Here is a 25,828-nt window from a genome sequence, read left to right on the forward strand (position 1 = left end):
CTCAATTAACGAGAATTGTTCAGGGAGTCGGACATCAAGAGAGCGGTAGCCTTTTTTAATATATCCTTTTCTAATTCGATGCGTTGGATTTGCTTTTTAAGTTCGCGGATTTCAATTTGTTCGGGCGTCATTGGCGAAGCCGATGGTGGCTGGCCATTACGCTCTTGCTTTAATTGAGTAACCCACTTACTAACGGTTGATTTACCCACACCCATCGCTTTGGCTGCTTCTTCTTGAGTATAACTTTGGTCAACTACAAGCTGAGCTGTTTCTAATTTGATTGCTGCAGAATACGTTGCACGTTTTAATTTCGTCATTTTTTCACCCAAATTTGTATGCTTATCAGCATAACATTTCTTTCTTAATGGGTGGCCAAAATTACTGTACCACTACAATAAATATTAGCAATAATACGCGCCGTTATAGAAATGTAGGATGTAAGATTTTTGTTTTTATAAGTTACATAAGCTTTTTTAGCATATTGCATCGCTGATACTAAATCGCCAGACTCATAGTTAATAACAGCCATTTCTCTTAAAGCTGATGCAAGCGTTTTTTCCTCGACCATACCTTTTGGCAAATCGATAGTTATTTGATAGAAAATCTCGGCCTGATCAAACTGCTTTAATCGAGTGTATAGCAGCCCCATTTGATTCGATGTTTTAGCAATCCCAAGCACGTTATTTACTTTTTTATAATATAAATATGCCTCATTTATATGCTTAAGTGATTTTTCATAAAGGTTGATATGGCGATAAATAATACCAGCACCTAATAATGCTTTAGCTAAGCCAACAGGATCGTCAATTTCTTTATGTATTTCTAATGCACGAGTGGAGTAATCAAGGGCTAAAACTAAGTTGTCTAAATAGCGCTGCGCTTCTGCTAGTGTATTTAATGTACGCGCCATTAACTTTAAATCATCTAAATTAGTATATATCTCTAAAGCTTTGGTATAAAAATGAGCCGTTTGCTCTCTATTTTCAAGACGCTTATACGACTGAGCTAATTTTTTATACGTTTCACCTAACTGTTTTTGTATTTGTTCGTCTTTATTTACAAGGTATTTTAAAGCAGATGAATATTGCGTGATCGCGTCATTGTATTTTTTTTGTTCATAAAACGAATCCCCCTTAGTAAGGAGCACTTGCGCTATAAAAAAATCATCGCCGTACACAAGGGTTGTTGGTAATAAAGTTTCAATGCGGGTAGTAAGTTCGTCATAACGTTTTTCTTCTAATAATATATTTATATAATTAATAGATGCCTTTATTTGGTTGCGTGAATCATTTAATTTGCTGTAGTAAACAGAGGATTGCAAAAAGTGATGGAGCGATTCATTAATATTGTTATTTTTTTTATTCGCTTTACCTAACAAGTTATGTAACTTCGCGCTGAGTAACGTGTCATCAGCACTTTGCGCTTGTAACAACAACGCCTTACTTAGTTCGATACTTGTAATAACGTCAGTATCCATAAGTAATTCGGCTCTTTTTAGCAGCCCTGCATTAGATTCATTGATTAAACTGTATGAGGTGGTTTCTTGCGCGTAAGCGCTACTTAAGCTAATAAACAAAGCAAAAAGCAAAGCTTTCACTAAAAATTTAGAATTATAAATTCGATTTACGAAGAAAGTGTATACTTGCGAAGTTAAGTCCATCTTTCGCGTGTGATACGAGTAAGTGTAAAATTCCATATTTACCATTTTAGTGATTTGTTATTAATTTAATGCAAAAATTCTGGCGATAAAATATACACATAAAGACTGCAGGTCAAGTTTCGCTGCAATATGGGTAATTGTTAATTTATGATTTTAGCATAATTATGCATAATGCAGCTTAATTCTTTTTTAGCTTAATCGTACGCTGTAACTTACTAAATGAGAAAACCTAGCTTCTCAGTTTAAGGGTAACCAACACAACACCGTGGTCGGTAGTTAAATCATCACGCTCATACTCGGGGTTTATTAAGTGTCTGTCATACGTGCTGTAGTCACTTACTTCAAAAAAGCTGTCATCGTAACTGGCATCAAACTCACATGACAATAAAATGTAATCAAGTACTGAACTGCTAGCACCATAGTAATGTGTAGGCGCTCTTAACGGTGCTGGCTTTGTTATATTTATATTTTTTACTTGGCTTTTATCCGTTGAATCTACAATCTCGTTGCTATTGCTATCACAATCGATTTGTACATCGTTTGTTATTGCTTCATCGCTAGAAACCTCATCAATACCTAGCTGCGACTTAACAAACAGATCCCATGAATCATTTAAACAATATTTAGCAAGGTAGATTTTAGCGTCAAAAGCAGGAGCAAAGCGTAATGTATTAGTGAGCAAATGGCTTAATACACCATCATTAAGCTCATTATTAAAATCCCCCATTAATAGCATGGGTTGCTGCGTAGCTTCGCGGCGAGCAATCATTTGTATCATTAGCAATGTAGCTTCACTGCCACGCTGAATAGTTGAGCCCCAACCACCCGCTACATTCGCTTTTAAAATCTCAATTATGTTTTGCTCGGGCGCTAGCTCTTTATTGTGTTCATCAACATTAATCATCGGGCGCTTAGATTTAAAATGCACCACATAGCAATCAGTATTGCCTATGTGCGGTAAAGTAACGGTCGCTCTCAATACCTTACGACTAAAAGTAAACTCACTATTAAGGCCAAGCATACTTGCAAGCTCACTATCGTGCTCAACCGCTGCCACTTCAACTATGGGGTATTTAGAGGCAATCGCTACTATGGGGCGTTTATAAATAAAGTCGTCAATCACCTCTGGCGTATCAACTACTGCAAAGTAATTATAATCTTGCTCGCCTACTAACTCTTTTAACGAGTCAATACTAAACACTTCCTGAAAACCAATCACATCAGGGGCATGCTCTGTTAAGTAATCAACAATCCAACGCTGCTTTTTAGCCCACTGCTGCGCGGTATAAATTTTCTCAAACTCATAGTATGCATTGGGCGGCTCAAGATAGTTAAACAGGTTAAATGTGGCTATTTTTAGTTGGGTGTTAATAATTACAGATTCTTCACGGTTTAAATCTGTATCTAACTGTTTAAGATCTTGATTGCTGATGGGGTTCGCCTAAGTAAAGTTGAAAGTGTTGCCTGCTTATAAACTATCATTTTATTACATGTTTACGTAATAAATCAGCCAGCTTAATTGTAATTTTATGCACTCTTTTATTCTATACCAATCCGCAATAATACTTAATCATTTTGCGGGGCTAAACGTGTCGCTGCCTGTGTTAAAAAATTCTCATTTACGACTGCATGGATGCAGAAGGTAGAGCAATGCAGGAGTAATTGCCGAGAACAACTAAATAGCGAATTTTTTGCCTAGCTATCAACACGTTTTTCCATCCTCAAAATAGATCACTTAATTAAGCGAATTGGTATTAGTTTTTATTATATCCCTCAATAAATAGCATTAACGTGCTTAACCATATAAAATTCGCGGCAATTAAATATGAGCGAAGCGACATTGTAATGAGTAGAAAGATTGAACTATTAGCCCCAGGCGGTGATGTAAACGCGGTAAAAGCCGCCATTGTAGCCGGTGCTAATGCGGTTTATTGTGGGTTAGATACCTTTAATGCACGTAACCGAGCGTCTAATCTTTCGTTTGATGAGCTTAACGGCGCACTTCGCCTAGCCCATGAATACGGCTGTGAGATTTTTTTAACGCTAAATGTAGTTATCTTAGAGCACGAAATGGGCGCGCTATTTAAGCTATTAAATCAGCTAGTAAATACCACGCTCGACGGTATTATTGTGCAAGATTTAGGGTTATTCAATATAGTTAAAAAGCACTTTCCTACTTTGCATATTCACGCATCAACTCAGTTAACCACCCATAACGAATCACAGGTTGAGTTTTTAGCGCGCATTGGCGCTACACGTGTAAATTTATCGCGCGAGCTTAACTTAACTGAAATTAAAATACTGACCGACGTAGCGCATAAATGCGACGTATTAACTGAAGTATTTGTGCACGGCGCCTTATGTATTGCGTTTTCAGGGCAGTGTTATTCAAGCTCAGTAAGTGTGGGTAACTCGGGTAATCGTGGTCGCTGCTCGCAAGCGTGTCGTGATGAATACGAGCCAACGGCGATGGGTAACAAACATCCGTTAAACTTAAAAGACAATTCAGCCTATTTTGATTTACCAGAGCTGGTAGCCGCAGGTGTTGACTCGTTAAAAGTAGAAGGCCGCATTAAAGGCGCTAACTACGTACATACGGTTATTGATAGCTGGCGCAAACAAATAGACACGTTTGTGCAAACCGGTAACCTAATTGAAGACGATTCAAGCTTATACAAAGTATTTAACCGTAACTTTACGAATAAGTTTTTAACCGGCGACATGACCAAAAACATGTTTACCGATAACCCGCGCGACCATAGCTTTGATCACGCAAACGAAAAAAACAACGCAATTTCGGTCGTGCAAATTTACGATGCACAGCAAGAGCTTTCCACTCAAAAAAGTGAAATTGATTCGTTAGTTAAAAAGAAAATTGAATTTTTAGATATTTCAAAGCGCGAGCTTACATTAGAATTTACAGGGCAATTAAATCAGCCATTCACTGTAAACATAATTATTGAAGATAAAAACGATATTACGCTTTCGAATAAAAACGAAAAAGAGCCTCTACGCTTTGAAGTTCAATCGCAAATGCCTATGCAAACCGCCGATAAATCGGTTGTTGATATTGCAGCTATTGATAAACGCTTTAAAACCTTTAGTAATGCCAATTTTGAAATTAAAAATATGGATTACTCAAACTTAGGCAACAACTTAAGCATTCCGTTTAAAGAGCTCGCCCGTATTAAAAAGCAAGTCGCGTTTTTATTAAACGAAGGCAAAGACGTACTCGCCCCTGTTGAACTGCCTAAACTAGTAAACCACGAAAAAGCCGAAAATAAAATGACGCTCTCTGTTTTAATATCGGACATAAAAGACGCTCACTTATGTAATTTAACAGATGGTGACGTTTACTTTAAATTACCTGAGAGCTTTAGAACCGATAACGATAAATACATAAATGTATTTTTAGAACACCCGCAGTTAATTCCGTGGTTTCCAGCTGTACTAATTGGTAAAGATTTTGAAGAAGCTGTACGTTTACTCGATGTTGTAAAACCTAAACTTATTATTAGTAATAACACCGGCGTGGCATACAAAGCAGTGCAAATGGGCATTGACTGGATTGCAGGCCCATTATTAAACACCACAAATTCTTACGCGTTACTAACACTACAAGAAGATTTAAACGCAAAAGGCGCGTTTATTTCAAACGAAATAAACAAACCACAAATGCGTAATATTAAACGCCCTAACAACTTTAAAATGATGTACAGCATTTATCATCCAATACTAATGATGACCAGCCGACAATGTTTTTTCCAGCAAACCGTTGGCTGTAAAAAACCACGTATTGACGCAAGCTGTATGTTGAGCTGTAAAAAAGAAACAACCGTTACCAATGTTAAAGGCATTAGCTTTGCAATTGATAAACAAAAAGGCGGCTACCCGAGCATTTATAACCACGAGCAATTTTTAAATATGGATATTGTGACTGATTACGCTGACAAGTTTGACGAGTTTATGATTGATTTAACCGACATTGGCTCAGGCGATAAAGAAAAACTCGATAAAGCCGTGTTACTTGCGCATTTTCAAGATTTAATTAGCGGGCAAACACAAGCAGCTGATCAGTTAAATCACATGGTGAAAGTAAAAACACGTCAGCAATATGTTGAAGGCTTAAACAGCTAAGGTAAGTATTAAAATGACATTGCCATTATTATATTCATTACAACACTGCCCATACGCAATGCGTGCACGAATGGGTATTTTAATGGCAGAGCAACACGTGCTTCTACGCGCTATAAAAACTAAAAATAAGCCACCGCATCTTTTGCAAATATCACCTAAAGGCACGGTGCCTGTTTTATTACTGCCGAATAATCAAGTTATAGATGAAAGCCTAGACATTATGCTGTGGGCTTTAAAGCAAAACGATCCGCATAATTTACTGCATACTCGAGACCCATTAGCACTTGAGCGCATGCTTGAATTAATTAAGCTAAACGACACGCAATTTAAACCGGTGCTCGAAAAGTACAAATTTTATGCTCGCACAAAAGACATGGCACAAATTTATTACCAAAAAGCCTGTGAAGAGTTTATTAAGCAATTTGAAGCAAAACTAACCACACATAAATACTTAATGGGCGATGAAAAAAGTCTAGCCGATTATGCTCTGCTGCCATTTATTAGACAGTTTGCCCGCGTAGATAAACACTGGTACTTACAAAGTGAATACACGCATGTAAGCGCATGGTTAAACGAGTTTTTGCACGCCCCCATGTTTACCAAAGTTATGACCAAATTTGATTTGTATATGGACTGCGGCGAAGAGTTTTTATACGGCGTTAAAAAATCTTAACTTAGCCTTTGTTTATAGAAATTACATTGTCATAGCTAGCTACAAAGCTAAGCATTGAATTATTCTCATCATCGAATTTAAGCCCTTTATTTACGCTATAATGCCCTCCCCATTACTAACAAACGCTATGCATTATGAACTACTCAAACTTTGGCACTAAATTCACACAACCCAACGGCATTACTCAGTTAATGGAAGATTTAGGCGGTGCTAAAAACAGCAATAATCCTAATATTGTTATGCTCGGTGGCGGTAACCCCGCACTAGTACCACAAGTAAATGAGGTTTTTTTAAGTGAATTACAAAAACTCGTTGCCAGTAACAAGGTATCGCAAGTATTTGGCCTTTACGATGGCCCTACCGGTAACGACGAGTTTAGAGCTGCATTAGCAGGCCAGCTAAGTAAAGAGTATGCATGGGATATTAGCGCCGATAACATAGCACTTGGTAATGGCAGTCAAGCTAACTTTTTTGTGCTGTTTAATATGTTGGCAGGCGAAATGCCGGATGGCAGCCATAAAAAGATTTTATTTCCCCTTGCGCCAGAGTACATAGGTTATGCCGATCAAGGCTTATCGGCTGATATGTTTATTGCCATAAAGCCTGATATCGAAATTTTAAATACAGGTAGTGCATCAAAACAGTTTAAATACGTAATTGATTTTAAAGCAGTTGAAAAAGTACTAGCAAACGACAGCAGCATAAGCGCGCTGTGCGTATCACGCCCTACTAACCCAACAGGTAATGTAATTACTGACGATGAAGTAAAACACCTTGATTTGCTCGCTAAGCAATATGGCATTCCACTCATTATTGATAACGCGTACGGCGATCCGTTCCCAGGTTGTATTTACACCGACGCAAACCTAACGTGGAACTCAAACATTATTTTATGTATGTCACTTTCAAAACTTGGCCTACCAGGTTTACGCAGCGGTATTGTGGTTGCAAACAATGAGATTATTAAAGCAATTGGCCGCGTAAATGGCAGTATGGTTTTATCGCCAAATAGTATTGGCCCAAGCTTAGTGACACGCTTAATTAACGACAACGAACTACTGCCATTGTGCCGTAATGTTGTACTGCCTTTTTATCGCAATAAAGCACACATAGCGATTGAATTGTTTGACGAAGTATTTGCCGAATTGCCTGTTTATTTGCACAAAGTTGAAGGTGCATTTTTTATGTGGCTGTGGTTTAAAGATACAAAAATAACAAGCGAGGTGTTGTATCAACAACTTAAAGAGCAAGACGTGTATGTGATCCCAGGTCACAACTTTTTTATCGGCATTGACGACAGCTGGGCGCACAAGCACGAGTGTATTCGTATTAACTATGCTACCGATGCAGATACCCTAAAAAAAGGCTTAGAAGCGATTAAAAGTCTAATAAAGTAAATATACTGATGCCGATATTAATATTGGCATCAGTCACTTAACTCGCTTATATATTCGTTTAAAATTCATGCAAACGCACTGTATCCCCTTTAAATTTATATACAAGTTGGTATCCTACGCGCCCTTTTTTAATAGCAATTCGCTTAATTAAGTGATCTATTCTGAGGTGAGAAAATCGTGTCGATAACCAGGCAAAAATTTCGTTATTTAGTTGTTATCACTAATTGCTCCTGCATTGCTCTGCCTCCTGCATCCATGCAGTCGTATATCAGAAATTTTCAACGCAGTTAGCGTCAGATTTAATCCCTCAAATTGATTAAGTATTATTGCGGATTGGTATAACATATGCTTATAAAAAAGAACCAGCCAAGGGGCGATAATCGCTGCAGGGCACTTAATTAAAGTGGCAGCAATAACACTACAGGCATCGCGTATAAATATTGGTTTTAAACGTTAGATGTAACTTTAAATAGCAACATGCAATAGCACTATTAAGGTCAATTATGCGATTAGGACCAGGACTACTTGTCACCGCTGCCTTCATTGGACCAGGGACTATTACTACCGCCAGCGTGGCAGGTGCAAACTTTGGTTTTGCACTTATATGGACATTACTGTTTTCAGTAGTTGCCACTATATTATTACAATCTATGGCGGCGCGCCTTGGCGTTGCTACCGGGCAAGATTTAGCTCAAGCGCTCAGAGCACATATTCAAACGCCCTTATTTAAATCTTTAGCTATATTTTTAGTCATTAGCGCCATTGGTGTGGGCAGTGCAGCTTATGAAGCGGGTAACTTAAGTGGCGCTAGCATGGGGTTAATTGAAATATTCCCACAAGTTAACTCCCAACTATGGACACCACTTATTGCTTTTTTAAGTGCAGCTTTACTGTATAGCGGTAAACATAAAGTGGTTGAAAACGCGCTAATTTTACTCGTTATTTTAATGAGCTTAGTGTTTATCTCAACACTTGTAATGGCAGCCCCTTCACTGGGTGATGTATTTGCAGGTTTTATTCCTAGTATGCCTGAGGGTTCGATTACAACCATACTCGCTTTAGTTGGCACTACCATTGTGCCGTATAACTTATTTTTACACTCCGGCGTACTCGCTGCTAGACACGACAGTAACAGCGATATGCAAAAAGTGATTAAACAAACAAATGTTGATACAAGCCTATCAATCACTTTAGGCGGTGTGATCACTTTAGCTATTTTATCTACAGCTTCAGTTGCATTTTATGGCACCGATGCGGGGCAAATTAGTGCGGCCAATATGGCCGTGCAGCTAGAGCCATTGCTTGGTGACGCCGCTCATTACTTTTTTGCTATTGGTTTATTTGCTGCGGGTTTAACAAGTGCTATTACAGCGCCACTTGCCGGTGCTTACGCCGTGTGTGGCATGTTAGGTTGGTCAAACGATATGGGTAACTCACGTTTTAAAGGCGTCGCTATTGTTATTTTATTGTTTGGTGCTGCGGTGGCGTCACTCGGTTTAGACCCTGTCGCGGTGATTATATTCGCACAGGCGGCTAACGGGTTATTACTCCCTATTGTTAGCACCTACCTTGTATGGCTGGTTAATCAAAAAGGGGTTATGGGAAACTACACTAACTCTTTGGTGTTAAACCTGGTAACCCTACCCGTTTTAATCCTAATTTTTGGGCTAAGTAGCTACAAACTAATTAGTTTAATTTTTTAATTAAATTCTAAAAACCATATTTAAAGGCCGCTGTTTACAATAAACAGCGGCCTTTATTTATTAATCACTAAATAACGTACAAGCCGTATTTATATTCACACATCTAACACGCTTTTTGGTTTTTAGTTGCCTTAACTAATTGCGAAAACGCAAAACCACCTACCGCGCCTGCAAGCACTTGAGCATAAAAACCCCAGCCTCTTGCGCCCGCTATAATATGAATATTCATAATTGATTCAATGGCAATTAACACAATAGCAAATGCCACAATGCCAGCAATAACAAATAGCTGAGTACTGTATTTTTGAACCTTTTTATTAAGCTTTGCGGTAACAAAAAAAGCGATGGCAAGTGCTACGGCAATAATAGCGCCGTAGGTAGGTAATAGGCCTAACCAATCATCAAGCGTTAAACTAACGCGATCACTAAAGCCCACCACTACACCTACATTAACTAATTGATTGACAACGTATTGGCTATGAAACAAGCTAGCAAGTGTGAATGTAAGTAACCAAGAAACTAAAAATGAAGGCAATATACGTGTTAAAAACGACATGGTTATCTCAACTTAAAATAAAGCTTTTTTCTTATACTAGTCATGCTAGCAAAGGCTTGCTCCGTAAACAATGTATCTCTTTTTTTACTTTGCTTTCGCTTTTTTCGTTTTCTGTTAATGCAGATGTTGCGCTACCAAAGGAGCAATACAGTACAAAAACACTGGCTACGCAATTACAGTCTCCGTGGAGCATGGTTGAACTACCAAACGGCACATGGTTAATTACAGAGCGTGATGGCCACGTAGTTATAGTTAAAAACAACGTGCAATCAAGAGTAAAATTAAACCTAACAGGTTTATACGTAGCAGGCCAAGGTGGTTTACTCGACATTGTGTTATCACCAGATTATAACAACTCCAAAGAAATTATTTTTACTTATGCCCAAGGTGATGCAAGCGCAAACAGGCTTGTTGTTGCCAAAGCTACGTTTAATGGCACTGACTTTTCAAAGCCTAACGTTATTTATAAAGTAGCGACTAATAAAAACACACCGCAACATTACGCAGGACGCGCCCTTGTACTACCCGACAATACGTTATTAATTTCAACGGGCGATGGGTTTGACTTTAGAGAGCAAGCACAAGTTATCACCAGCCAACTTGGTAAAATATTACGTATAAACCTAGATGGCACCATACCAACAGATAACCCATTTATTAATCACAAAAACCCAAATGCGCATGCTGTTTACTCACTCGGTCATCGTAACCCTCAAGGCTTAGTTTATGATTACGATACGCAGCAAATTATTAGCAACGAACACGGCCCTGCAGGCGGTGACGAGCTAAACTACTTAACCGCTGGGACTAATTACGGCTGGCCGGTAATCACCTATGGCAAAGATTACTCGCAAGCGCGTATTTCACCATTTACCGAATATAAAGGCATGCAAAAACCAAGTGTTAATTGGACGCCATCAATAGCGCCATCAGGCATGGCGTATTACGGCTCTAAACATACCGCCTTCCCTTCATTACAACAACATGTGCTTATCACTACTCTTGTTGATAAAAAGCTCTACAGCGTTAATCTGGCCAATGGTGAATTTACGCAGTCTCACGTATTTCCCAAGGCCGCAGGCAGGTTAAGAGATGTGTTTATAACTGATAAAGGTAACGTCGCAGTATTAACTGACGGTAAAGAGGCAAAGCTAATGTTGATGACAGCAAATTAATTAACAAAGGGGGTGAAAGCCGCTGCGCTTTAAAGGTAAGTAGCGGCTTTCAATAAGCGACTTTGGTTAATTAAGTAATTTGATCAGTAAGATCAGGGGTTAACTCCTTTAGTTTTAAGATTAAGGTGAGCGTCTTTATTATGTTATTAACAACGTTCTTGTCTCCAATTGCCTTTGCATATACTTACTGTGCTTGTTATTTACCCGATTCTAATTGCTGTCTCAATAATTCAATAAGTTGAGTGTTAAGCCCGGTAATTTCGGCTTCTAGCACTTTCACTTTAGCCTGCGACTCTTCATCATCTTTACTGCGTAATAATGCAGTTTCCTGTAATAGTTTTTCTATCTTTTCTTGTATTTCAGCAATCTGTTCATCAATAGGGTCACCTTCTGATTGTGATGCCTGACTTGCATCTTCATTGCCTGATAATTTACGTAACGCTTCACGATTTTGATCTTCCAGACTTTTTTCTTTTCCTTCTTCGGATATAACCAATTGGTCACTTTGAACCGCTGCTTTGTGCACAGTCGCTTTTTCGGTTACTTCATCAGCTACCACCTTTAAAATTTGTTTTTGCGGGTAAGTTTCTAAAGGTTTAGAGGTTATGTGAACTGACATTTTATCCATTTTAATATTCCTTGTTCCGTCAATTATTGGCGGCCAGTAGTTAACTATAAATATAATGCTTTACCAAAAGTCAATTGTAATAGCCCTTGTTTGATTCTTTATTAGATTACACTTTACTCACAAGCTTACCCATTGTTGTTTTAAACCAACAAAGTGAACAATACCAAAAGATAAACAAATAATAGAACTCCAAACCCAAAACTCAGGCGAACGCCCCATAGGGTTATTTATTAAAAAGCACCCTGCAACACCGCGGGCTAAATAAATAAAAGTTATTAATACAAGAGCTAGGCGGATGAATGGACACGAATACTATTTAGGCGCTGGAAAACACCTACGCCCTTACTTTTCAATCAGCTTACTTAACCACATTGAAAAGTAAGGGATCCCCGCTGTTAAAATTTGCGGTGGAAAGTGAGCTTTAGTGCTTGCTGTCCACCTAAGGGCGTGTTGTTATGCTCTATTCCCAAAGCTCACATTCGACAACCACGTTAAAATAACTGCTCTTCAGAAGCTCACAAAATGGAGTTATGTGGTTTGCACCACATATCACGAGTAATTGTTTCCCTTGCATAGCTTTAAGGCGCTTTAGCCATTCTTTTTCACGTGTTCTGAACGTACTTTGTTTTCGGGCTTCACTCTCAGCGGTTGCCTCTGGTGATTCATTGTCATCAAATTCCATTAGAGTAAAAAAGGACAGACACATATTTTTGTCAGAAAATTTTGCGCTTCTCCCATCGAGTAGAGTAAAAAAGAGAGTAAAAAAGGACAGACACATATTTTTGTCAGAAAATTTTGCGCTTCTCCCATCGTGGGTAACCGTATCATTATTTTTAGTAGAGTAAAAAAGGACAGACACATATTTTTGTCAGAAAATTTTGCGCTTCTCCCATCGTAGGTAACCGTATCATTATTTTTTGCGTACTGTTAGTGTTAGTGTTAGTTACAGCACTTAGAATTCAGTTGCTTGGCAGGAATTTTAGGTATAAAAGGCAAATCGAGGTCGACACTTTGTTTAATAACGTGTTTTTTAAACAAACCAATGAAGATGCAACTGTTCAACCTGCGCCTTTGTACCATTTTACATCGTTGCTGGCAGCTTGCTGCTTTAACCGTTGTTTGCTGCCTACAAAATTTGAGTACTGCTGCCTGAAACGTTGAATTGATTCAAGCCATTGCGCTTCTTCTATATTCAACGTCAGGAGCACTTTTGGTATGCTTTTGTTGATATGCCCTTTTTTCTTTGGATCTATCTGGCGGCCACTCCAGTCGACTAATTCAATGTAATCCAGTAAGGCAAAGGGGATCGTGCCTTTAATATGATTACCACCAAATGGCTTTAGCTGTGCTGGTTGACTTTCATGTTGAACAGTATCTTTTTGTTTGAGGGGTTTATTTGCTTTGACCGTGTCTGTGGTAAAGGCTTTGAAATGCGCTATACGCTCTTGAATTGAGGTAAAATCACTGTCTTCAAGCGTATCGGCTATGTTTGCTCTGATAGGATTCAAATCAACGTAGGCCATGCAACTGAGTACTGCGGTTTGATCTAATAATGCCTGTGACTTATAGCGCCCTTCCCAGTACTTGCCCGTGCAGTTATCTTCCTTATTGGCCTCGCGGGCAATGTACTCATTAAGGTTTTTCATATACCAGCTGATGTCATAAAGCCTTGCGCGCCATTTAGCGATGATCTCATTGAAAAAGAGCAAACTCGGCTTATCTAACTGCTCACCGTTTAAATGGCGGTCGACTAAAACATGGCCGTTATAAAGTTGATACCAGCGTTCAATTACCTCATCATCAGACCAATCTAGTGCTTGACGTCTATTGACGTTCACAACAAGGTGGTAGTGATTGCTCATTATCGCGTAAGCAGCAATTTCTATGGCGAACACGCTACTTAATAACTTAATTCGCTCTACTAACCACGCCCTACGGTGATCAAAGTTTTTACCTGTGTATTTATCATCACCACACAAGAATGCGCGTCTCACGCATCGTGAGATTAAGTGATAATAAGATGTGGACGCTAAATCAATCAGCTTTTTTCTTGCGCGAGTCATAAAATATCAACCTTAGTTGAACTGTATGTAATAACAGTAGTTGATATTATGATTTTTGCAAAAAGACTTGTGCCTGTCCTTTCTTTTTCCACTGTTATCGATTTTTTTTCTTGCGCGAGTCATAAAATACCAACCTTAGTTGAACTGTATGTAATAACAGTAGTTGATATTATGATTTTTGCAAAAAGACTTGTGCCTGTCCTTTCTTTTTATGATTGTTGAATGTTTACGCGTGATATCAAAGCTCGCATTAAACTAGACAGCCACTCCAATTGTAAATTAATCTGGTTAATGGTGAGTTTACGCAGTCTCACATATTCCTAGAGACCGCAGGACGATTAATAGATGTATTCATAACTGATAGAGTCAATGTAGCTATATTAACCGATGGGGAAGATGCAAAGCTTATGTTGGTTATATCGAATTAATCTGCATGAAATAATCAATAATAAAGCTAATGGCAAAAAGAAAGACCTGACCCCATTATTTTTGTTATGGCATTAAATTAGACAGCCACTCCAATTGTAAACTAATCTAGCGCGCCACTAAATTTACTTTTTTGGGCTAAGAGTTCACCTCTTTTTATATCTTTCCTCGCGCGTTACACATTAAGTAAGCAATTATCACTGTTAAACCTAAATTACACGCATGAAAATGACTGCATAATGCAGTTGTAATTTATTACTGAATAGTTTAAGTTTTATGCCAGTAGCTTTTCGCAGTTACTGATATTCGCTCGCCGCTTTCGGTTTAAGTTTTCACAATAACCTTCTTGTGAGGCTGGCCTGCCGACTGCACCATGAAATACACGCGTAAATTGTGTGGTGAGCTTTAACCAGTTTTCTGGGGAGATATCGCATTAGACTAGACAGCCACTCCAATTGTAAACTAATCTAGCGCGCCACTAAATTTACTTTTTTGGGCTAAGAGTTCACCTCTTTTTATATCTTTACTCGCGCGTTAGACATTAAATAAGCAATTATCACTGTTAAACCTAAATTACACGCATGAAAATGACTGCATAATGCAGTTGTGATTTATTACTGAGTAGTTTAAGTTTTATGCCAGTAGCTTTTCGCAGTTACTGATATTCGCTCGCCGCTTTCGGTTTAAGTTTTCACAATAACCTTCTTGTGAGGCTGGCCTGCCGACTGCACCATGAAATACACGCGTAAATTGTGTGGTGAGCTTTAACCAGTTTTCTGGGGAGATATTAACTCTTTCGAGTAAGGGTAAGTGTGTACTTTCAATATAACCACGTTTGTCTTCTCGTATACAGCGCCCTGTTAGCTCAACAAGTTCAAGGTACGATTTAAGCTCAAACGGCAGCCCTTTTGGCATAATTTGACGTGGCATGCCTGCAAAGCGCAGTAGTTGTTTTGGTTGCTTGCCATCCTTTGCATACGTTAAACGCTGTTTGATGCTGGTATGGTCTGACTCTTCTGGGGTGTTAGCCATTTTGGCTCTAATGGGGTTTAAATCGACATACGCCATACAGGCCGCAAGGGCTGCTTCATCTAATAATGCTTGAGACGTAAATCGTCCCTCCCAAAAACGGCCAGTGCAGTTATCTTCTTTATTTGCTCTGCGAGCAATGTTTTCATTTAACAACCGCATAAACCAGCTAATACTTGATAGGCGCTCGCGGTATTGTTTTACTGTTTGATTAAAAAAGATAAGTTCAGCTTTACTTAGCTTTTCACCCTGTATGTATTTTTGCGTAAGTACAGTGCCTTTACACAGCTTGTGCCAGCGAATAACAATCGCTTTATCATTTAGCCTATTCGCTTTTTTATCATCAACATACAGCACTAAATGGGTGTGATTACTCATAACAGCATAAGCACATACATCAATACAAAACACTTTGGCTAACTCAAGCAGTTTATCTTCAACCCAGCCTCTACGATGCTCGTAGGATTGACCTGTAAAGTGGTCTTCCCCACATAAAAATGCACGGCGTACGCAACGTGATATGCAATGGTAGTACTTTGTATCAACCAAACTTACTTGGCGCTTTCTTGCAATTGCCATAAGACACCCTGCTTATTTTTCACACTGATAAAAGCCTAGTACTTAGTTCACTAAACTGCAAAAAATAGGTTGGGTGTCATTGTTATTTAAAAATAGGATGGGTGTCACTGTTATCGTCGGATGGGTGTCACTGTTATCGTCTTCACTGTTATCGTCTGTAAATTAGCTGGTTTATTTATCTTGATAAACAAACCATAGCCGGGTTTTTATCTGGGTACAATCGATTGTTGAATGTTTACGCGTGATATCAAAGCTCGCATTAAACTAGACAGCCACTCCAATTGTAAATTAATCTGGCTAATGGTGAGTTTACGCAGTCTCACATATTCCCAGAGACCGCAGGACGATTAAGAGATGTGTTTGTAACTGATAACGGTAACGTCGCGGTATTAACAGACGGTAAAGAGGCAAAGCTTATGTTGGTTATAGCAAATTAATCTGCATGAAATAATAAAGCTAATGGCAAAAAGAAAGACCTAACCCCATTATTTTTACTTTATTTATAATAATGCACTCTTCATGCTGTTTTTTGGCTTTTTTCGTAATAATTAGGATGGGGTCATCCTAATTTTTCTCTTAACTTATTTATAATTGAACTCCGAAAAATAATTTCTACTTCAGTGTAGAGGTTGGGAGTCCAATTATCTTGTTGGCTTTACTTTTGCTGTAATGTAGACAACTCAGTCGTAAATTTATGTTGTTCTAAAAGCTTAGGAAACTGAGCTTTTAAGTCGCTTTGAATTTGTTCAGATTCATTAACTATCCGAGATTCTCCTGACATACTAAACATACCAAGATCTAATTGAGAATATATGTCACCAATATAAGTAACTTCATTGGGCTTGATAGTAAATCCGCCATTTAAGTCCATATAGTAATTACCAAAAAGAATACGAAACCACTTATATTCACCGGCGGGCAATGCTACTACTTTTAAATCATCGGCTTTACTAAGCACAAACTTTGAATCTTTTTTCTTCCCATCAGTTTGGGTGAATATGAACTCTAAATCGGCTAAAAGAGGGTTGTTATAACCATCCCAGTTAGAATGAATTTTGGTTACAACTATTCCTTGGTTAGTATCTAAACTTTGATCCGTTTTGATATTTTTGGTGGTACTCGCACAAGCCGTTAAAAAAAGAAACGAAATACATAATACTACTTTCTGATTGAACTTCATTGTTGATTACAACTCCTGTAAAGCTAACGAGCCTGTAGATTAACTCGTTTTTAAATTTGTTTTTATTGATAAACAAACCATAGCTGAGTTCCTATTTTGGTTCAATCGATTACTGTATTTTTACGCAGCATATAAAGAAGTGTTTGGTGTTGTTTAAATTGGCGTTTTAGAAGTGATTACGAGTGGTTGAGTGGCTTTTATTTAGGTTAAAAGGGCCTCCCCTTCTTAATGCATCGTGTTTTGCAATTTTTCTATATTATAAACAAGATAATACAGTTGTCATTGCAAAACATTAAACTGGACAGCCACTCCAATTGTAAACTAATCTGGCGTTTCACAAAGTGCAAAAATTAGGATAGGTGTCACTGTTAATTGCTATTACCGCCCACCAAGACCAAAGGCTCTTGCCCCTCTATTAATATATTCAAATTATCTATCTCCCAAACACCGGCTGTTTTAGTCATAGCAACATAGCCCAACCCAGATTTGTCAGCTCCTGACACTTTAATTACAAAATCTGCATCACCCGACCCACCACGCAAATATATGGAAAATCCATCAAAATAACCGAAAGAATATTCGAGACTTTCGCCAAATTGCTCTGTCACCTGGGCATTAGTCGATAATTCAGTTACGGCTAACTTGTATCCATCGCCATTGATAAATGCTGTGACACCAAACGCCAATATACAAAAGAGTAACAAAAAGAAACCTAGCACAGATGATAAGCGCTTGTTCCACTTAGTCTTACGTCGCCACCAGTCAAAGTTGATTTCAAATTGCATGTTAATACCTAATCGTTTAAAGAGACATAACGCCAAACTAACCAGCGGTGTGCTGGCGTACTTTGTTGCGTCTCTTTCGCGAAAAAAACGACAGCTTTAGCCGTCTGGTTTAGCTTCTTGTTAGGCTAATTTTCCACTTTATCTAATTTACAGGGAAATGTATGAACATCATCACATTGGCTGCAAACGTAGGTAGACGCACCTATAATATTTTTGCTTATTCCTGTAATAGTAAAAACAAAAGATCCTGCACCTTTTGTACTAGCGTCTTTAGACTCATAGTTTAAAACTAATATTTTATCGGCTGTAACGAAACCAAAAACTTTGAAAGATAACTTTAAATTATTGTCACTATAAACTTTATAAAACCCATTTATATTTTTACCGTATTGCTTTAATTCGAATTCAGAACGTTCATTTTCAAACCAAGGAAGTTGGTTTTCTACATTCCCAAATGTAATGGCAAAACGACCGTCAATTTTAGGGTATATTTTTGAATACAACTTATGCCACGAAGAAACCCAAAAATTTCGTGTTAAAAATATAAGCCCAGTTGCAACAATTGAAGTACTAATACCAAAAATAAAATCTAACACCTAATCTCCTTGATTAGCCTAACAACTTTGTATCCGACATTTGTCGCTTTACAAACCGACAAATGTCCAAATATTACAAAGGTTCTAATTTAACCAGCTAATAAGGACTTGTAAACAACTAGTTAGCCGATATTTAAGTTTCCTTGATGTAGAAATACCCCAAAATGGTAGAGATCAGTAATATCGGACAAACAAGTAATGAGCTATAAAAATAGGTGTAAGCGATATTATTAAAAAGATAACTTAAATTTTTATCTAAGCTTTTGCCTTTAACCTAAAACAAAAAAGCCGCTGTTCATTGCAAACAGCGGCTTTCGTCTTAAGATTTACAAGCTTAAAGCTTGCTTAACTTAAACTTAAACTTGATTTTTATTGTTTACCAATTACTTCAAGTCCACCCATGTATGGGCGTAATACTTCTGGTACTACTACTGTGCCATCGGCTTGTTGGTAGTTTTCTAGGATGGCTACTAGTGTACGGCCAACGGCTAAGCCTGAACCATTTAGTGTATGTAGTAACTCTGGCTTTTTAACACCTTCACGGCGAAAACGTGCTTGCATACGACGCGCCTGAAAGTCAGCCATGTTTGAACATGATGAAATTTCGCGGTATGTGTCTTGCGCAGGTAACCATACTTCTAAATCGTATGTTTTAGCTGAACCAAAGCCCATGTCGCCCATACATAAAATTACTTTACGGTACGGAAGTTCTAGCGCTTGTAATATTTGCTCTGCGTGACCAGTTAACTCTTCAAGCGTTGCCATTGAGTCTTCTGGTTTTACAAGTTGTACAAGTTCAACTTTATCAAACTGGTGTTGACGAATTAAGCCACGTGTATCGCGACCATAACTGCCTGCTTCACTTCTAAAACACGGAGTGTGAGCAACTAAGCGAATTGGTAAATCGCTTTCGTCGTAAATTTCGTCACGGGCGCTATTTGTAAGCGGTACTTCAGCAGTAGGAATTAAGCTAAAGCCGGCTTGTTGTTCGCCGTCGTCATTTACAAGGCCTAATGTGTGGAATAAATCGCCTGCAAATTTAGGTAATTGGCTGGTGCCATAAAGGCTTGCGCTATTAACTAAGTACGGTACATACATTTCTGTGTAGCCGTTTTTGTCTGCGTGTGTATCTAGCATAAATTGCGTTAGTGCACGGTGCATACGCGCTACTTGGCCGCGCATTACGGTAAAGCGTGCGCCACTAATTTTAACGCCCATTTCAAAGTCTAAGCCGTTTAGGTCTTGGCCTACATCTACGTGGTCTTTAACTTCAAAATCGAATTTTTTAGGTGTGCCCCACGTTAAAATTTCAACGTTGTCGTCCTCGTCTATACCGGCAGGTACTGACTCGTCTGGCAAGTTTGGAATTGCTAAAGCAATGTCGTTAATTGCAGCTAATACTTCATCTTGCTCTGTTTTAGCGGCGTCTAGCTCACTGCCTAAGTTAGCCACTGCATCAAGTAGTGGCTGTGCGTCTTCGCCTTTAGCTTTGGCTTGACCAATTGCTTTTGCGCTTGCATTACGTTGACTTTGAAGTTCTTGCGTTTTTACTTGTAATGTTTTGCGTTTTTCTTCAAGTGCAGTTACCGTCGCGACATCGAGTTCGTAACCGCGAGCTGCTAAACGTGCTGCAGTTTGTTCGATGTCTTGACGTAAAAATTTAGAATCTAACATGTTAGTTTTTTAACCTTTTTGCATTACTAGCTGAAGGCCCAGCCAAGCCATAAAAATACACACCATCACGTTTAAGATGATATTGAGGGCCATTTTAATAAAGTGACCTTGTTGTAATAACAACAACGAGTCCATTGAGAATGTTGAAAAGGTGGTTAATGCACCTAAAAAGCCAATACCGATAAGGGTTTTGGCGGGGCTTGCGGTGATAATTTCTTTATCTATCAAACCGTACAAAATGCCCATTAACAATGAACCCAGAATATTAACCGTCAACGTGCCAAAAGGGAATCCCCTACCGAGGAGTTTTAGCATGCTTTCGCTAATAAAAAACCGTAAACACGCACCTGAGGCTCCGCCAAGGGCGATCATCATATAAAGTTTAATCATTTTCGTATCGTTTAAGTGGGCTTTGCGCATCGCGCTCTTTTAGGTAATCGAGTTTTTGTTTAATTTTTTGCTCAAGGCCGCGCTCGCTCGGTAAGTAATATTCTTTACCATGCATTTCTGGTGGTAAGTATTTTTCACCTGCGGCAAATGCACCTTCTTCATTATGCGCATAACGGTACTCAGCGCCATACCCTAAGTCTTTCATTAAATTAGTTGGGGCATTGCGTAAATGCTCTGGCACGGGGTAACTTGGCTCGTTTTGAGCGTCTGCTTTGGCTTGATTAAACGCCATATACACCGCATTACTTTTGGGTGCGCTGGCTAAATACAATGTGGCTTGTGCAATTGCACGTTCGCCTTCGCCAGGGCCTACTCGCTGAAATATATCCCACGCATTTAAGGCTACTTCCATCGCGCGCGGATCGGCGTTACCTATATCCTCTGTTGCAATGGCAAGTAAACGCCTTGCTACATACAAAGGGTCGCCGCCACCAGCTAAAATTCGGCAATACCAATACAGCGCACCATCGGGGGAGCTACCACGTACTGATTTGTGAAAGGCTGATATTAAATCGTAAAACTCATCGCCACCTTTATCGTATTTGGCTAAATGCGTCGGTAACACTTGGCTAAGTACGTGCTCGTCTACGTTGTATTGACCGTTTTGCTCGGTTGTTAAATCAACCGCTTGTTCAAGTAAATTAAGCACTTTACGCGCATCGCCGCCACTTGCTTGGCATAGTGCCTTTTTAGCGTTATCGGCAATAGTTATGTGTTTTTGACTTAGCTGCTCGTCTTGTTTAAGTGCGCGCTCTATTACAGTGTATAAGTCGGTATCGGCAAGCGATTTTAAAACATACACGCGTGCACGCGACAATATAGCGTTATTAAGGGCAAACGATGGGTTTTCGGTGGTTGCACCTACAAATATAAAGGTGCCGTCTTCTATGTGCGGTAAAAACGCATCTTGCTGAGACTTATTAAAGCGATGAACCTCGTCAACAAACATAAGGGTGCGTTGGCCACGGCTTTCTAGGTTATCGCGCGCTTGCGTTACGCTGTCGCGTATATCTTTTACGCCTGCAGTTACCGCTGACATTTGAATAAGTGAGGCATCAGCATGGTTGGCAATTATTTGCGCAAGTGTTGTTTTACCCACACCCGGCGGACCCCATAAAATTAAACTATGGCATCGCCCCGCGACAATGGCTTGATGCAGTGGTTTATCAGCACTTAATAAGTGTTGCTGACCAATGTACTCGTCAAGCGTTGTGGGGCGCATACGCGCAGCAAGTGGCCGTACATCGGGCCCAAAGTTAAAACCTAAATTACTCACCGTTACTCTGATCGTCTATTTCAACACCTTCAGGAGGCGTAAATTCAAAAGTGCTTTTATCAAGCGGCGTATTAACTTGGGCATTGTTAAACGTAAATGACGATAGCTGCCCTGAGTTGTCGGTAACGACTAGTTTAGCAAGGCCTTGCTCGTTACCCGCACCTGAAAACGCTATATCAAGTTGTTCTACTTGGCTTTCTACGCCTTTATTTGGCGTTACACTAAAGCCTGTATTTGTTGCAAGTACGCTGTATTTTTCCCACTGTGCTGGGTCTTTTGATGTAAGTAGCACAAATGGTGTTGAGTCGATTAGGCTGCTGGTTTTCATAATTGTTACTTGCTCAGCAAAGCTGTCGAAGTAATAGGTTTTATCGCCGTTTGATACAAATAATGTATCGTCTGGGTTTGTTTGCTGCCAGCGAATCATCATAGGCTGTTGAAGCGCTATTGTGCCCTCGCCTTGCATAACAGCTTGGCCTTCTTTGTCTGTTACTTTTTGTGCAAACTGCGCTTTAAAGCTTTTTAAAGTAGCAAGTCTGTCTTGTAATGCTTGGCTGTCATCAGCAAAGCTTGGTGCGGCAAGTACGCTGCCTAGCACTAATAATAAGGCGTTAAATTTTTTCATGAATTTGCTCCATTAGGTACTAATACATCGCGAGCGCCGTTATGACCTGGTGAACTCACGATACCCGATGTTTCCATTTGTTCTACTAAACGTGCTGCGCGGTTATAGCCAACACGTAATTTACGTTGCACTGAAGATACCGATACCTTGCCGGTTTCAATTACAAACGACACGGCTTCGTCGTATAACGGATCGTTCTCTTCGTCTGCATTTTCGCTTGCTTCACCTGGCAATAAAATATCTTCACTGGCATCACCATTGAGTATTTCATCAACGTAATTTGGCTTAGCACGCGCTTTCCAATCGTTTACAACGGCATGTACTTCGTGATCGTCTACAAACGCGCCATGCACACGCTCTGGTACACTAGTGCCTGGCGGTAAATAAAGCATATCGCCCATACCCAGTAAGTTTTCTGCGCCTTGTTGATCAAGTATGGTACGCGAGTCTATTTTACTTGATACCTGAAACGCCATACGCGTTGGTATATTTGCTTTAATTAAACCTGTTATTACATCTACCGAAGGGCGCTGCGTTGCCAGTATTAAATGAATACCTGCCGCACGTGCTTTTTGGGCTATGCGGGCAATCAGCTCTTCTACTTTTTTACCAACAATCATCATCATGTCGGCAAACTCGTCAATTACTACAACAATACTTGGTAACTTACCAAGTTCTTCCGGGCCTTCTTTCATGCCATCGGTGTCTTTAAATAATGGATCAAGAATCGGGTAACCCGCTTCATTGGCTTCAAGCACTTTTTGGTTGTAGCCTTTTAAGTTACGCACACCCAATGCTGACATTAATTTATAACGACGTTCCATTTCGCCCACACACCAACGCAGTGCGTTAGCCGCTTCTTTCATGTCGGTGACTACTTCACACAATAAATGCGGAATGCCTTCGTATACTGATAGCTCAAGCATTTTAGGGTCAATCATAATCATACGTACATCGTCAGGACCCGATTTGTAAAGCAAGCTTACTATCATGACATTAACGCCCACTGATTTACCTGAACCAGTTGTACCGGCTACCAATAAATGTGGCATTTTACCTAAATCAGCACATACCGGCTGACCGGCAATGTCTTTACCTAGCACCATGGTAAGTGGCGATGGATTTTGCTCAAATTTAGGCGCGTTTATTACTTCTGACAAACGTACTATTTCGCGGTGTTTATTAGGAAGCTCAATACCAACATATGTTTTACCCGGTATAACTTCTACAACACGCACACTAATTGCCGAAAGCGAACGGGCTAAATCTTTTGCCAAACCTGTAATTTTTGACACTTTAATACCTGGCGCTAAATCTAGCTCAAAGCGTGTAACAACAGGGCCTGGGTATACCGCTACAACTTTAGCTTGTACGTTAAAGTCCAGTAGTTTTGTCTCTACTAGGCGCGATACTGTATCGAGCTCTTCTTGCGAAATTGGGTTTTTAGCTTTGTCCGGTCTGTCGAGTAAATCGAGCGACGGTAATGGCCCCGGTGGTGGTTCTTGCGATAATAATTGCTCAAACTTCTCTTTTGCCGTCGGCGGTGGTTGATATTGCGCTTTTGATTTAGGCATTGGTCTTGCTGGCGATACCACTGTTGTAACTGGTTTTTCTGGCTCTACAACTGGGCTTTGGTCAAGCGCATTTAATGCAGCGGCCGTGTCCATTGGTTCGTCGTCTATGGCGCTAAAGCCAATTTCTTGATCGAGTATGTCGTCAAGCTCGTCAAACGGTATAAAATCGTCACTAATTTGTGGCTCATTAAACGGTGTTTGCGGTTTATTAATTGCTTTTTGTTTATCTGCTTTTTTAGCTGATGTAGGCAGCTCTATTTGCTCTTTTATATCGTCTTCAAAATGGGCGTCTACGTCATCGTGATTATTTGCTTTGCCCGCAGCGTGTTCTCGGTGCATCCAACCTTTTGCGTACGATACAATAAAGCGGTAAAACCTAACCATTAAATCGCCAAGGTAATCTACAAAATCAACCCACGATACACCCGTTAATAAGGTAAGCCCGGCAAAAAAGAAACACAGCAATAATATAGATGTACCGGTAAAGTTAAACGCAGGCATCATGGCCGATGCAATAACATCGCCCACTACCCCACCAGAGGAAAAATTATAAATATCGTCAAAATTGATACTACTGATAGCGGTAGCTGAGGTAATAAATAAAGCAAAACCAATAACACGCAGCGCTAAGGTGGTGTAATCAAGCTGTAAAATGCGGTGAGGTTGTTTAAATAGCAAGTAGCCAAATAGCTGAATGGCCGCTGGCACTAAGTAAGCCAACCAACCAAAGGTGAGTAATAAAATGTCGGCTATCCATGCACCGGCTGCTCCTGTGATGTTGCTTACTTCGCTAAAACTAGTTTGCGACCATGCAGCATCTGCTGGATCAAAGCTGATCAAGGCACATAAAATAAATATTGCCGTAAAGGTGCTGATAATCAGCCCTGTTTCTAATAGTCTTTGCACACCGTTTAGGCGCATAGTTCCCTATTCCTCTTTATTATTCTATTTTTATTCACACTTACTTAGCAGTGAAATACCTTAGCAGGAAATGCAATTTGTTGCACTTTATCTTAACCTTGATGGCCTGATTATGAACAAGTTTTTATAATTTGAGCTTATATAAGCAAATGACGCAGCTAATATAAATAACCTTAAGTAATATAAGGACGAATAATTACTCCTTCTTCACCTTTTACTTCTTCCATTACTACATAAGTTCGGCTTTCACTAACGTTAGGCAATTTTAATAATATGTCACCTAATACACCACGGTATTCTGACATATCATTTACGCGCGTTTTAAGTAAAAAATCAAAATTACCCGATACTAAATGACATTCGATAATTTCTTCGTGCTTTTTAACGGCCGCACTAAACTCATCAAATACGTCGGGAGATGTTTTAGTAATTGTTACTTCTACATACACCGATAAACCTTGCCCAAGCTTAGCTGGATCGACCACTGCTTTATAGCCAAGTATGTAGCCTTCTCGTTCTAGCTTTTTTACTCGCTCCAGACAGGGCGTGGCGCTTAGGCCAACTCGTCTGGCCAGTTCAACATTTGAAAGGCGTCCATCGTGCTGTAATTCCATTAAAATTTTACGGTCAATTCTATCTAATAACTGATGCATAGTGCCAACTAGTTTTTTATGCTGTTTATTTTTGTTATATAGATGATAACACTAGATTTGACTTTAAA

General features: G+C 39.4%; 21 protein-coding genes and 4 pseudogenes. 7 read left to right on the top strand and 18 right to left on the bottom strand.

Annotated elements, in window-relative coordinates:
• From I6E85_RS14970 to I6E85_RS14980, 3 genes and pseudogenes are all read right to left on the bottom strand, one after another.
• A pseudogene (locus I6E85_RS14970) lies at nt 1–317 on the bottom strand (transposase); the annotation flags it as partial.
• Between the two features lie 44 nt (nt 318–361).
• Complete coding sequence (locus I6E85_RS14975) at nt 362–1,660, bottom strand: tetratricopeptide repeat protein (protein WP_231621069.1); 1,299 nt, start codon at nt 1,658–1,660, stop codon at nt 362–364.
• A gap of 229 nt (nt 1,661–1,889) precedes the next feature.
• Nucleotides 1,890–2,999, bottom strand: coding sequence for an endonuclease/exonuclease/phosphatase family protein (locus tag I6E85_RS14980; protein ID WP_197237106.1), 1,110 nt, complete (start codon nt 2,997–2,999; stop codon nt 1,890–1,892).
• Nucleotides 3,000–3,505: 506 nt separating this feature from the next.
• Between I6E85_RS14980 and I6E85_RS14985 the strand changes: the two genes are divergently transcribed.
• From I6E85_RS14985 to I6E85_RS15000, 4 genes are all read left to right on the top strand, one after another.
• Nucleotides 3,506–5,797 carry a peptidase U32 family protein gene (locus tag I6E85_RS14985; protein ID WP_197237082.1) on the top strand — a complete coding sequence of 764 codons (2,292 nt, stop codon included), beginning with the start codon at nt 3,506–3,508 and terminating at the stop codon, nt 5,795–5,797.
• A gap of 13 nt (nt 5,798–5,810) precedes the next feature.
• Nucleotides 5,811–6,470 (top strand): glutathione S-transferase, encoded by a 660-nt coding sequence (locus tag I6E85_RS14990; protein ID WP_197183370.1) that lies wholly within the window; start codon nt 5,811–5,813, stop codon nt 6,468–6,470.
• Nucleotides 6,471–6,604: 134 nt separating this feature from the next.
• Entirely contained in the window at nt 6,605–7,867 is a 1,263-nt protein-coding gene (locus I6E85_RS14995) for a valine--pyruvate transaminase (protein ID WP_197237083.1), read from the top strand.
• A gap of 503 nt (nt 7,868–8,370) precedes the next feature.
• Complete coding sequence (locus tag I6E85_RS15000) at nt 8,371–9,570, top strand: Nramp family divalent metal transporter (protein WP_024589155.1); 1,200 nt, start codon at nt 8,371–8,373, stop codon at nt 9,568–9,570.
• 103 nt (nt 9,571–9,673) lie between these two features.
• On the opposite strand, the gene I6E85_RS15005 is transcribed toward I6E85_RS15000, so the two are convergent.
• A complete protein-coding gene (locus tag I6E85_RS15005) occupies nt 9,674–10,126 on the bottom strand; it encodes a hypothetical protein (RefSeq protein WP_197237084.1) in 453 nt (150 codons plus the stop codon).
• Between I6E85_RS15005 and I6E85_RS15010 the strand changes: the two genes are divergently transcribed.
• Entirely contained in the window at nt 10,111–11,301 is a 1,191-nt protein-coding gene (locus I6E85_RS15010) for a PQQ-dependent sugar dehydrogenase (protein ID WP_197237085.1), read from the top strand. The genes I6E85_RS15005 and I6E85_RS15010 overlap by 16 nt on opposite strands.
• A 196-nt stretch (nt 11,302–11,497) precedes the next feature.
• Here I6E85_RS15010 and I6E85_RS15015 read toward each other — a convergent pair whose 3' ends face one another.
• From I6E85_RS15015 to I6E85_RS15025, 4 genes and pseudogenes are all read right to left on the bottom strand, one after another.
• Nucleotides 11,498–11,920 (bottom strand): hypothetical protein, encoded by a 423-nt coding sequence (locus I6E85_RS15015; protein WP_231621071.1) that lies wholly within the window; start codon nt 11,918–11,920, stop codon nt 11,498–11,500.
• Nucleotides 11,921–12,046: 126 nt separating this feature from the next.
• Nucleotides 12,047–12,232 (bottom strand): annotated as a pseudogene (locus tag I6E85_RS21015) (hypothetical protein); the annotation flags it as partial.
• A gap of 157 nt (nt 12,233–12,389) precedes the next feature.
• Nucleotides 12,390–12,611, bottom strand: a complete 222-nt coding sequence (locus I6E85_RS15020) for a hypothetical protein (RefSeq protein WP_197237087.1) — start codon at nt 12,609–12,611, stop codon at nt 12,390–12,392.
• 376 nt (nt 12,612–12,987) lie between these two features.
• On the bottom strand, nt 12,988–13,992 hold the full coding sequence (locus I6E85_RS15025; RefSeq protein ID WP_231621072.1) for a transposase: 1,005 nt from the start codon (nt 13,990–13,992) through the stop codon (nt 12,988–12,990).
• 278 nt (nt 13,993–14,270) lie between these two features.
• Between I6E85_RS15025 and I6E85_RS21020 the strand changes: the two are divergent.
• Nucleotides 14,271–14,420, top strand: a pseudogene (locus tag I6E85_RS21020) (PQQ-dependent sugar dehydrogenase); the annotation flags it as partial.
• 631 nt (nt 14,421–15,051) lie between these two features.
• Here the strand turns inward: I6E85_RS21020 and I6E85_RS15030 are convergent.
• Entirely contained in the window at nt 15,052–16,026 is a 975-nt protein-coding gene (locus I6E85_RS15030) for a transposase (protein ID WP_165723099.1), read from the bottom strand.
• A gap of 287 nt (nt 16,027–16,313) precedes the next feature.
• Here I6E85_RS15030 and I6E85_RS21025 point away from each other — a divergent pair.
• A pseudogene (locus tag I6E85_RS21025) lies at nt 16,314–16,463 on the top strand (PQQ-dependent sugar dehydrogenase); the annotation flags it as partial.
• 218 nt (nt 16,464–16,681) lie between these two features.
• Here the strand turns inward: I6E85_RS21025 and I6E85_RS15035 are convergent.
• The 9 genes from I6E85_RS15035 to lrp form a co-directional block, all read right to left on the bottom strand.
• Nucleotides 16,682–17,206 (bottom strand): hypothetical protein, encoded by a 525-nt coding sequence (locus I6E85_RS15035; protein WP_165735235.1) that lies wholly within the window; start codon nt 17,204–17,206, stop codon nt 16,682–16,684.
• Between the two features lie 368 nt (nt 17,207–17,574).
• Nucleotides 17,575–17,991 carry a cytochrome c oxidase assembly factor Coa1 family protein gene (locus I6E85_RS15040; RefSeq protein WP_197237088.1) on the bottom strand — a complete coding sequence of 139 codons (417 nt, stop codon included), beginning with the start codon at nt 17,989–17,991 and terminating at the stop codon, nt 17,575–17,577.
• Between the two features lie 125 nt (nt 17,992–18,116).
• On the bottom strand, nt 18,117–18,587 hold the full coding sequence (locus tag I6E85_RS15045) for a hypothetical protein (protein WP_121954554.1): 471 nt from the start codon (nt 18,585–18,587) through the stop codon (nt 18,117–18,119).
• A 369-nt stretch (nt 18,588–18,956) separates the two neighbouring features.
• Nucleotides 18,957–20,261: a serine--tRNA ligase gene (serS, locus tag I6E85_RS15050; RefSeq protein WP_197237089.1), complete on the bottom strand. Its 1,305-nt coding sequence runs from the start codon at nt 20,259–20,261 to the stop codon at nt 18,957–18,959.
• Between the two features lie 9 nt (nt 20,262–20,270).
• Nucleotides 20,271–20,651, bottom strand: a complete 381-nt coding sequence (gene crcB, locus I6E85_RS15055; RefSeq protein ID WP_021032117.1) for a fluoride efflux transporter CrcB — start codon at nt 20,649–20,651, stop codon at nt 20,271–20,273.
• The gene (locus I6E85_RS15060; RefSeq protein WP_197237090.1) at nt 20,644–21,987 is read right to left on the bottom strand and encodes a replication-associated recombination protein A; all 1,344 of its coding nucleotides are present in this window, start codon (nt 21,985–21,987) and stop codon (nt 20,644–20,646) included. Before I6E85_RS15060 ends, crcB begins: the two co-directional genes overlap by 8 nt.
• Nucleotides 21,980–22,612 carry an outer membrane lipoprotein chaperone LolA gene (lolA, locus tag I6E85_RS15065; RefSeq protein WP_197111262.1) on the bottom strand — a complete coding sequence of 211 codons (633 nt, stop codon included), beginning with the start codon at nt 22,610–22,612 and terminating at the stop codon, nt 21,980–21,982. Before lolA ends, I6E85_RS15060 begins: the two co-directional genes overlap by 8 nt.
• Nucleotides 22,609–25,107 carry a DNA translocase FtsK gene (locus I6E85_RS15070; RefSeq protein WP_197237091.1) on the bottom strand — a complete coding sequence of 833 codons (2,499 nt, stop codon included), beginning with the start codon at nt 25,105–25,107 and terminating at the stop codon, nt 22,609–22,611. The genes lolA and I6E85_RS15070 overlap by 4 nt, the downstream gene beginning before the upstream one ends.
• 173 nt (nt 25,108–25,280) lie before the next feature.
• Nucleotides 25,281–25,760 carry a leucine-responsive transcriptional regulator Lrp gene (gene lrp, locus I6E85_RS15075; RefSeq protein ID WP_007582985.1) on the bottom strand — a complete coding sequence of 160 codons (480 nt, stop codon included), beginning with the start codon at nt 25,758–25,760 and terminating at the stop codon, nt 25,281–25,283.
• Nucleotides 25,761–25,828: the final 68 nt, after the last annotated feature.

This window comes from Pseudoalteromonas sp. NZS71, from assembly GCF_015864715.1.
Lineage (GTDB): Bacteria > Pseudomonadota > Gammaproteobacteria > Enterobacterales > Alteromonadaceae > Pseudoalteromonas > Pseudoalteromonas arctica.

Excerpts from the sequence above, each read along its gene's own strand:
- I6E85_RS14975 (WP_231621069.1), bottom strand. The coding sequence starts at position 1,660 with ATGGACTTAACTTCGCAAGTATACACTTTCTTCGTAAATCGAATTTAT.
- I6E85_RS14985 (WP_197237082.1), top strand. The coding sequence starts at position 3,506 with ATGAGTAGAAAGATTGAACTATTAGCCCCAGGCGGTGATGTAAACGCG.
- I6E85_RS14990 (WP_197183370.1), top strand. The coding sequence starts at position 5,811 with ATGACATTGCCATTATTATATTCATTACAACACTGCCCATACGCAATG.
- I6E85_RS14995 (WP_197237083.1), top strand. The coding sequence starts at position 6,605 with ATGAACTACTCAAACTTTGGCACTAAATTCACACAACCCAACGGCATT.
- I6E85_RS15000 (WP_024589155.1), top strand. The coding sequence starts at position 8,371 with ATGCGATTAGGACCAGGACTACTTGTCACCGCTGCCTTCATTGGACCA.
- I6E85_RS15005 (WP_197237084.1), bottom strand. The coding sequence starts at position 10,126 with ATGTCGTTTTTAACACGTATATTGCCTTCATTTTTAGTTTCTTGGTTA.
- I6E85_RS15015 (WP_231621071.1), bottom strand. The coding sequence starts at position 11,920 with ATGTCAGTTCACATAACCTCTAAACCTTTAGAAACTTACCCGCAAAAA.
- I6E85_RS15020 (WP_197237087.1), bottom strand. The coding sequence starts at position 12,611 with ATGGAATTTGATGACAATGAATCACCAGAGGCAACCGCTGAGAGTGAA.
- I6E85_RS15025 (WP_231621072.1), bottom strand. The coding sequence starts at position 13,992 with ATGACTCGCGCAAGAAAAAAGCTGATTGATTTAGCGTCCACATCTTAT.
- I6E85_RS15030 (WP_165723099.1), bottom strand. The coding sequence starts at position 16,026 with ATGGCAATTGCAAGAAAGCGCCAAGTAAGTTTGGTTGATACAAAGTAC.
- I6E85_RS15035 (WP_165735235.1), bottom strand. The coding sequence starts at position 17,206 with ATGAAGTTCAATCAGAAAGTAGTATTATGTATTTCGTTTCTTTTTTTA.
- I6E85_RS15040 (WP_197237088.1), bottom strand. The coding sequence starts at position 17,991 with ATGCAATTTGAAATCAACTTTGACTGGTGGCGACGTAAGACTAAGTGG.
- serS (WP_197237089.1), bottom strand. The coding sequence starts at position 20,261 with ATGTTAGATTCTAAATTTTTACGTCAAGACATCGAACAAACTGCAGCA.
- crcB (WP_021032117.1), bottom strand. The coding sequence starts at position 20,651 with ATGATTAAACTTTATATGATGATCGCCCTTGGCGGAGCCTCAGGTGCG.
- lolA (WP_197111262.1), bottom strand. The coding sequence starts at position 22,612 with ATGAAAAAATTTAACGCCTTATTATTAGTGCTAGGCAGCGTACTTGCC.
- I6E85_RS15070 (WP_197237091.1), bottom strand. The coding sequence starts at position 25,107 with ATGCGCCTAAACGGTGTGCAAAGACTATTAGAAACAGGGCTGATTATC.
- lrp (WP_007582985.1), bottom strand. The coding sequence starts at position 25,760 with ATGCATCAGTTATTAGATAGAATTGACCGTAAAATTTTAATGGAATTA.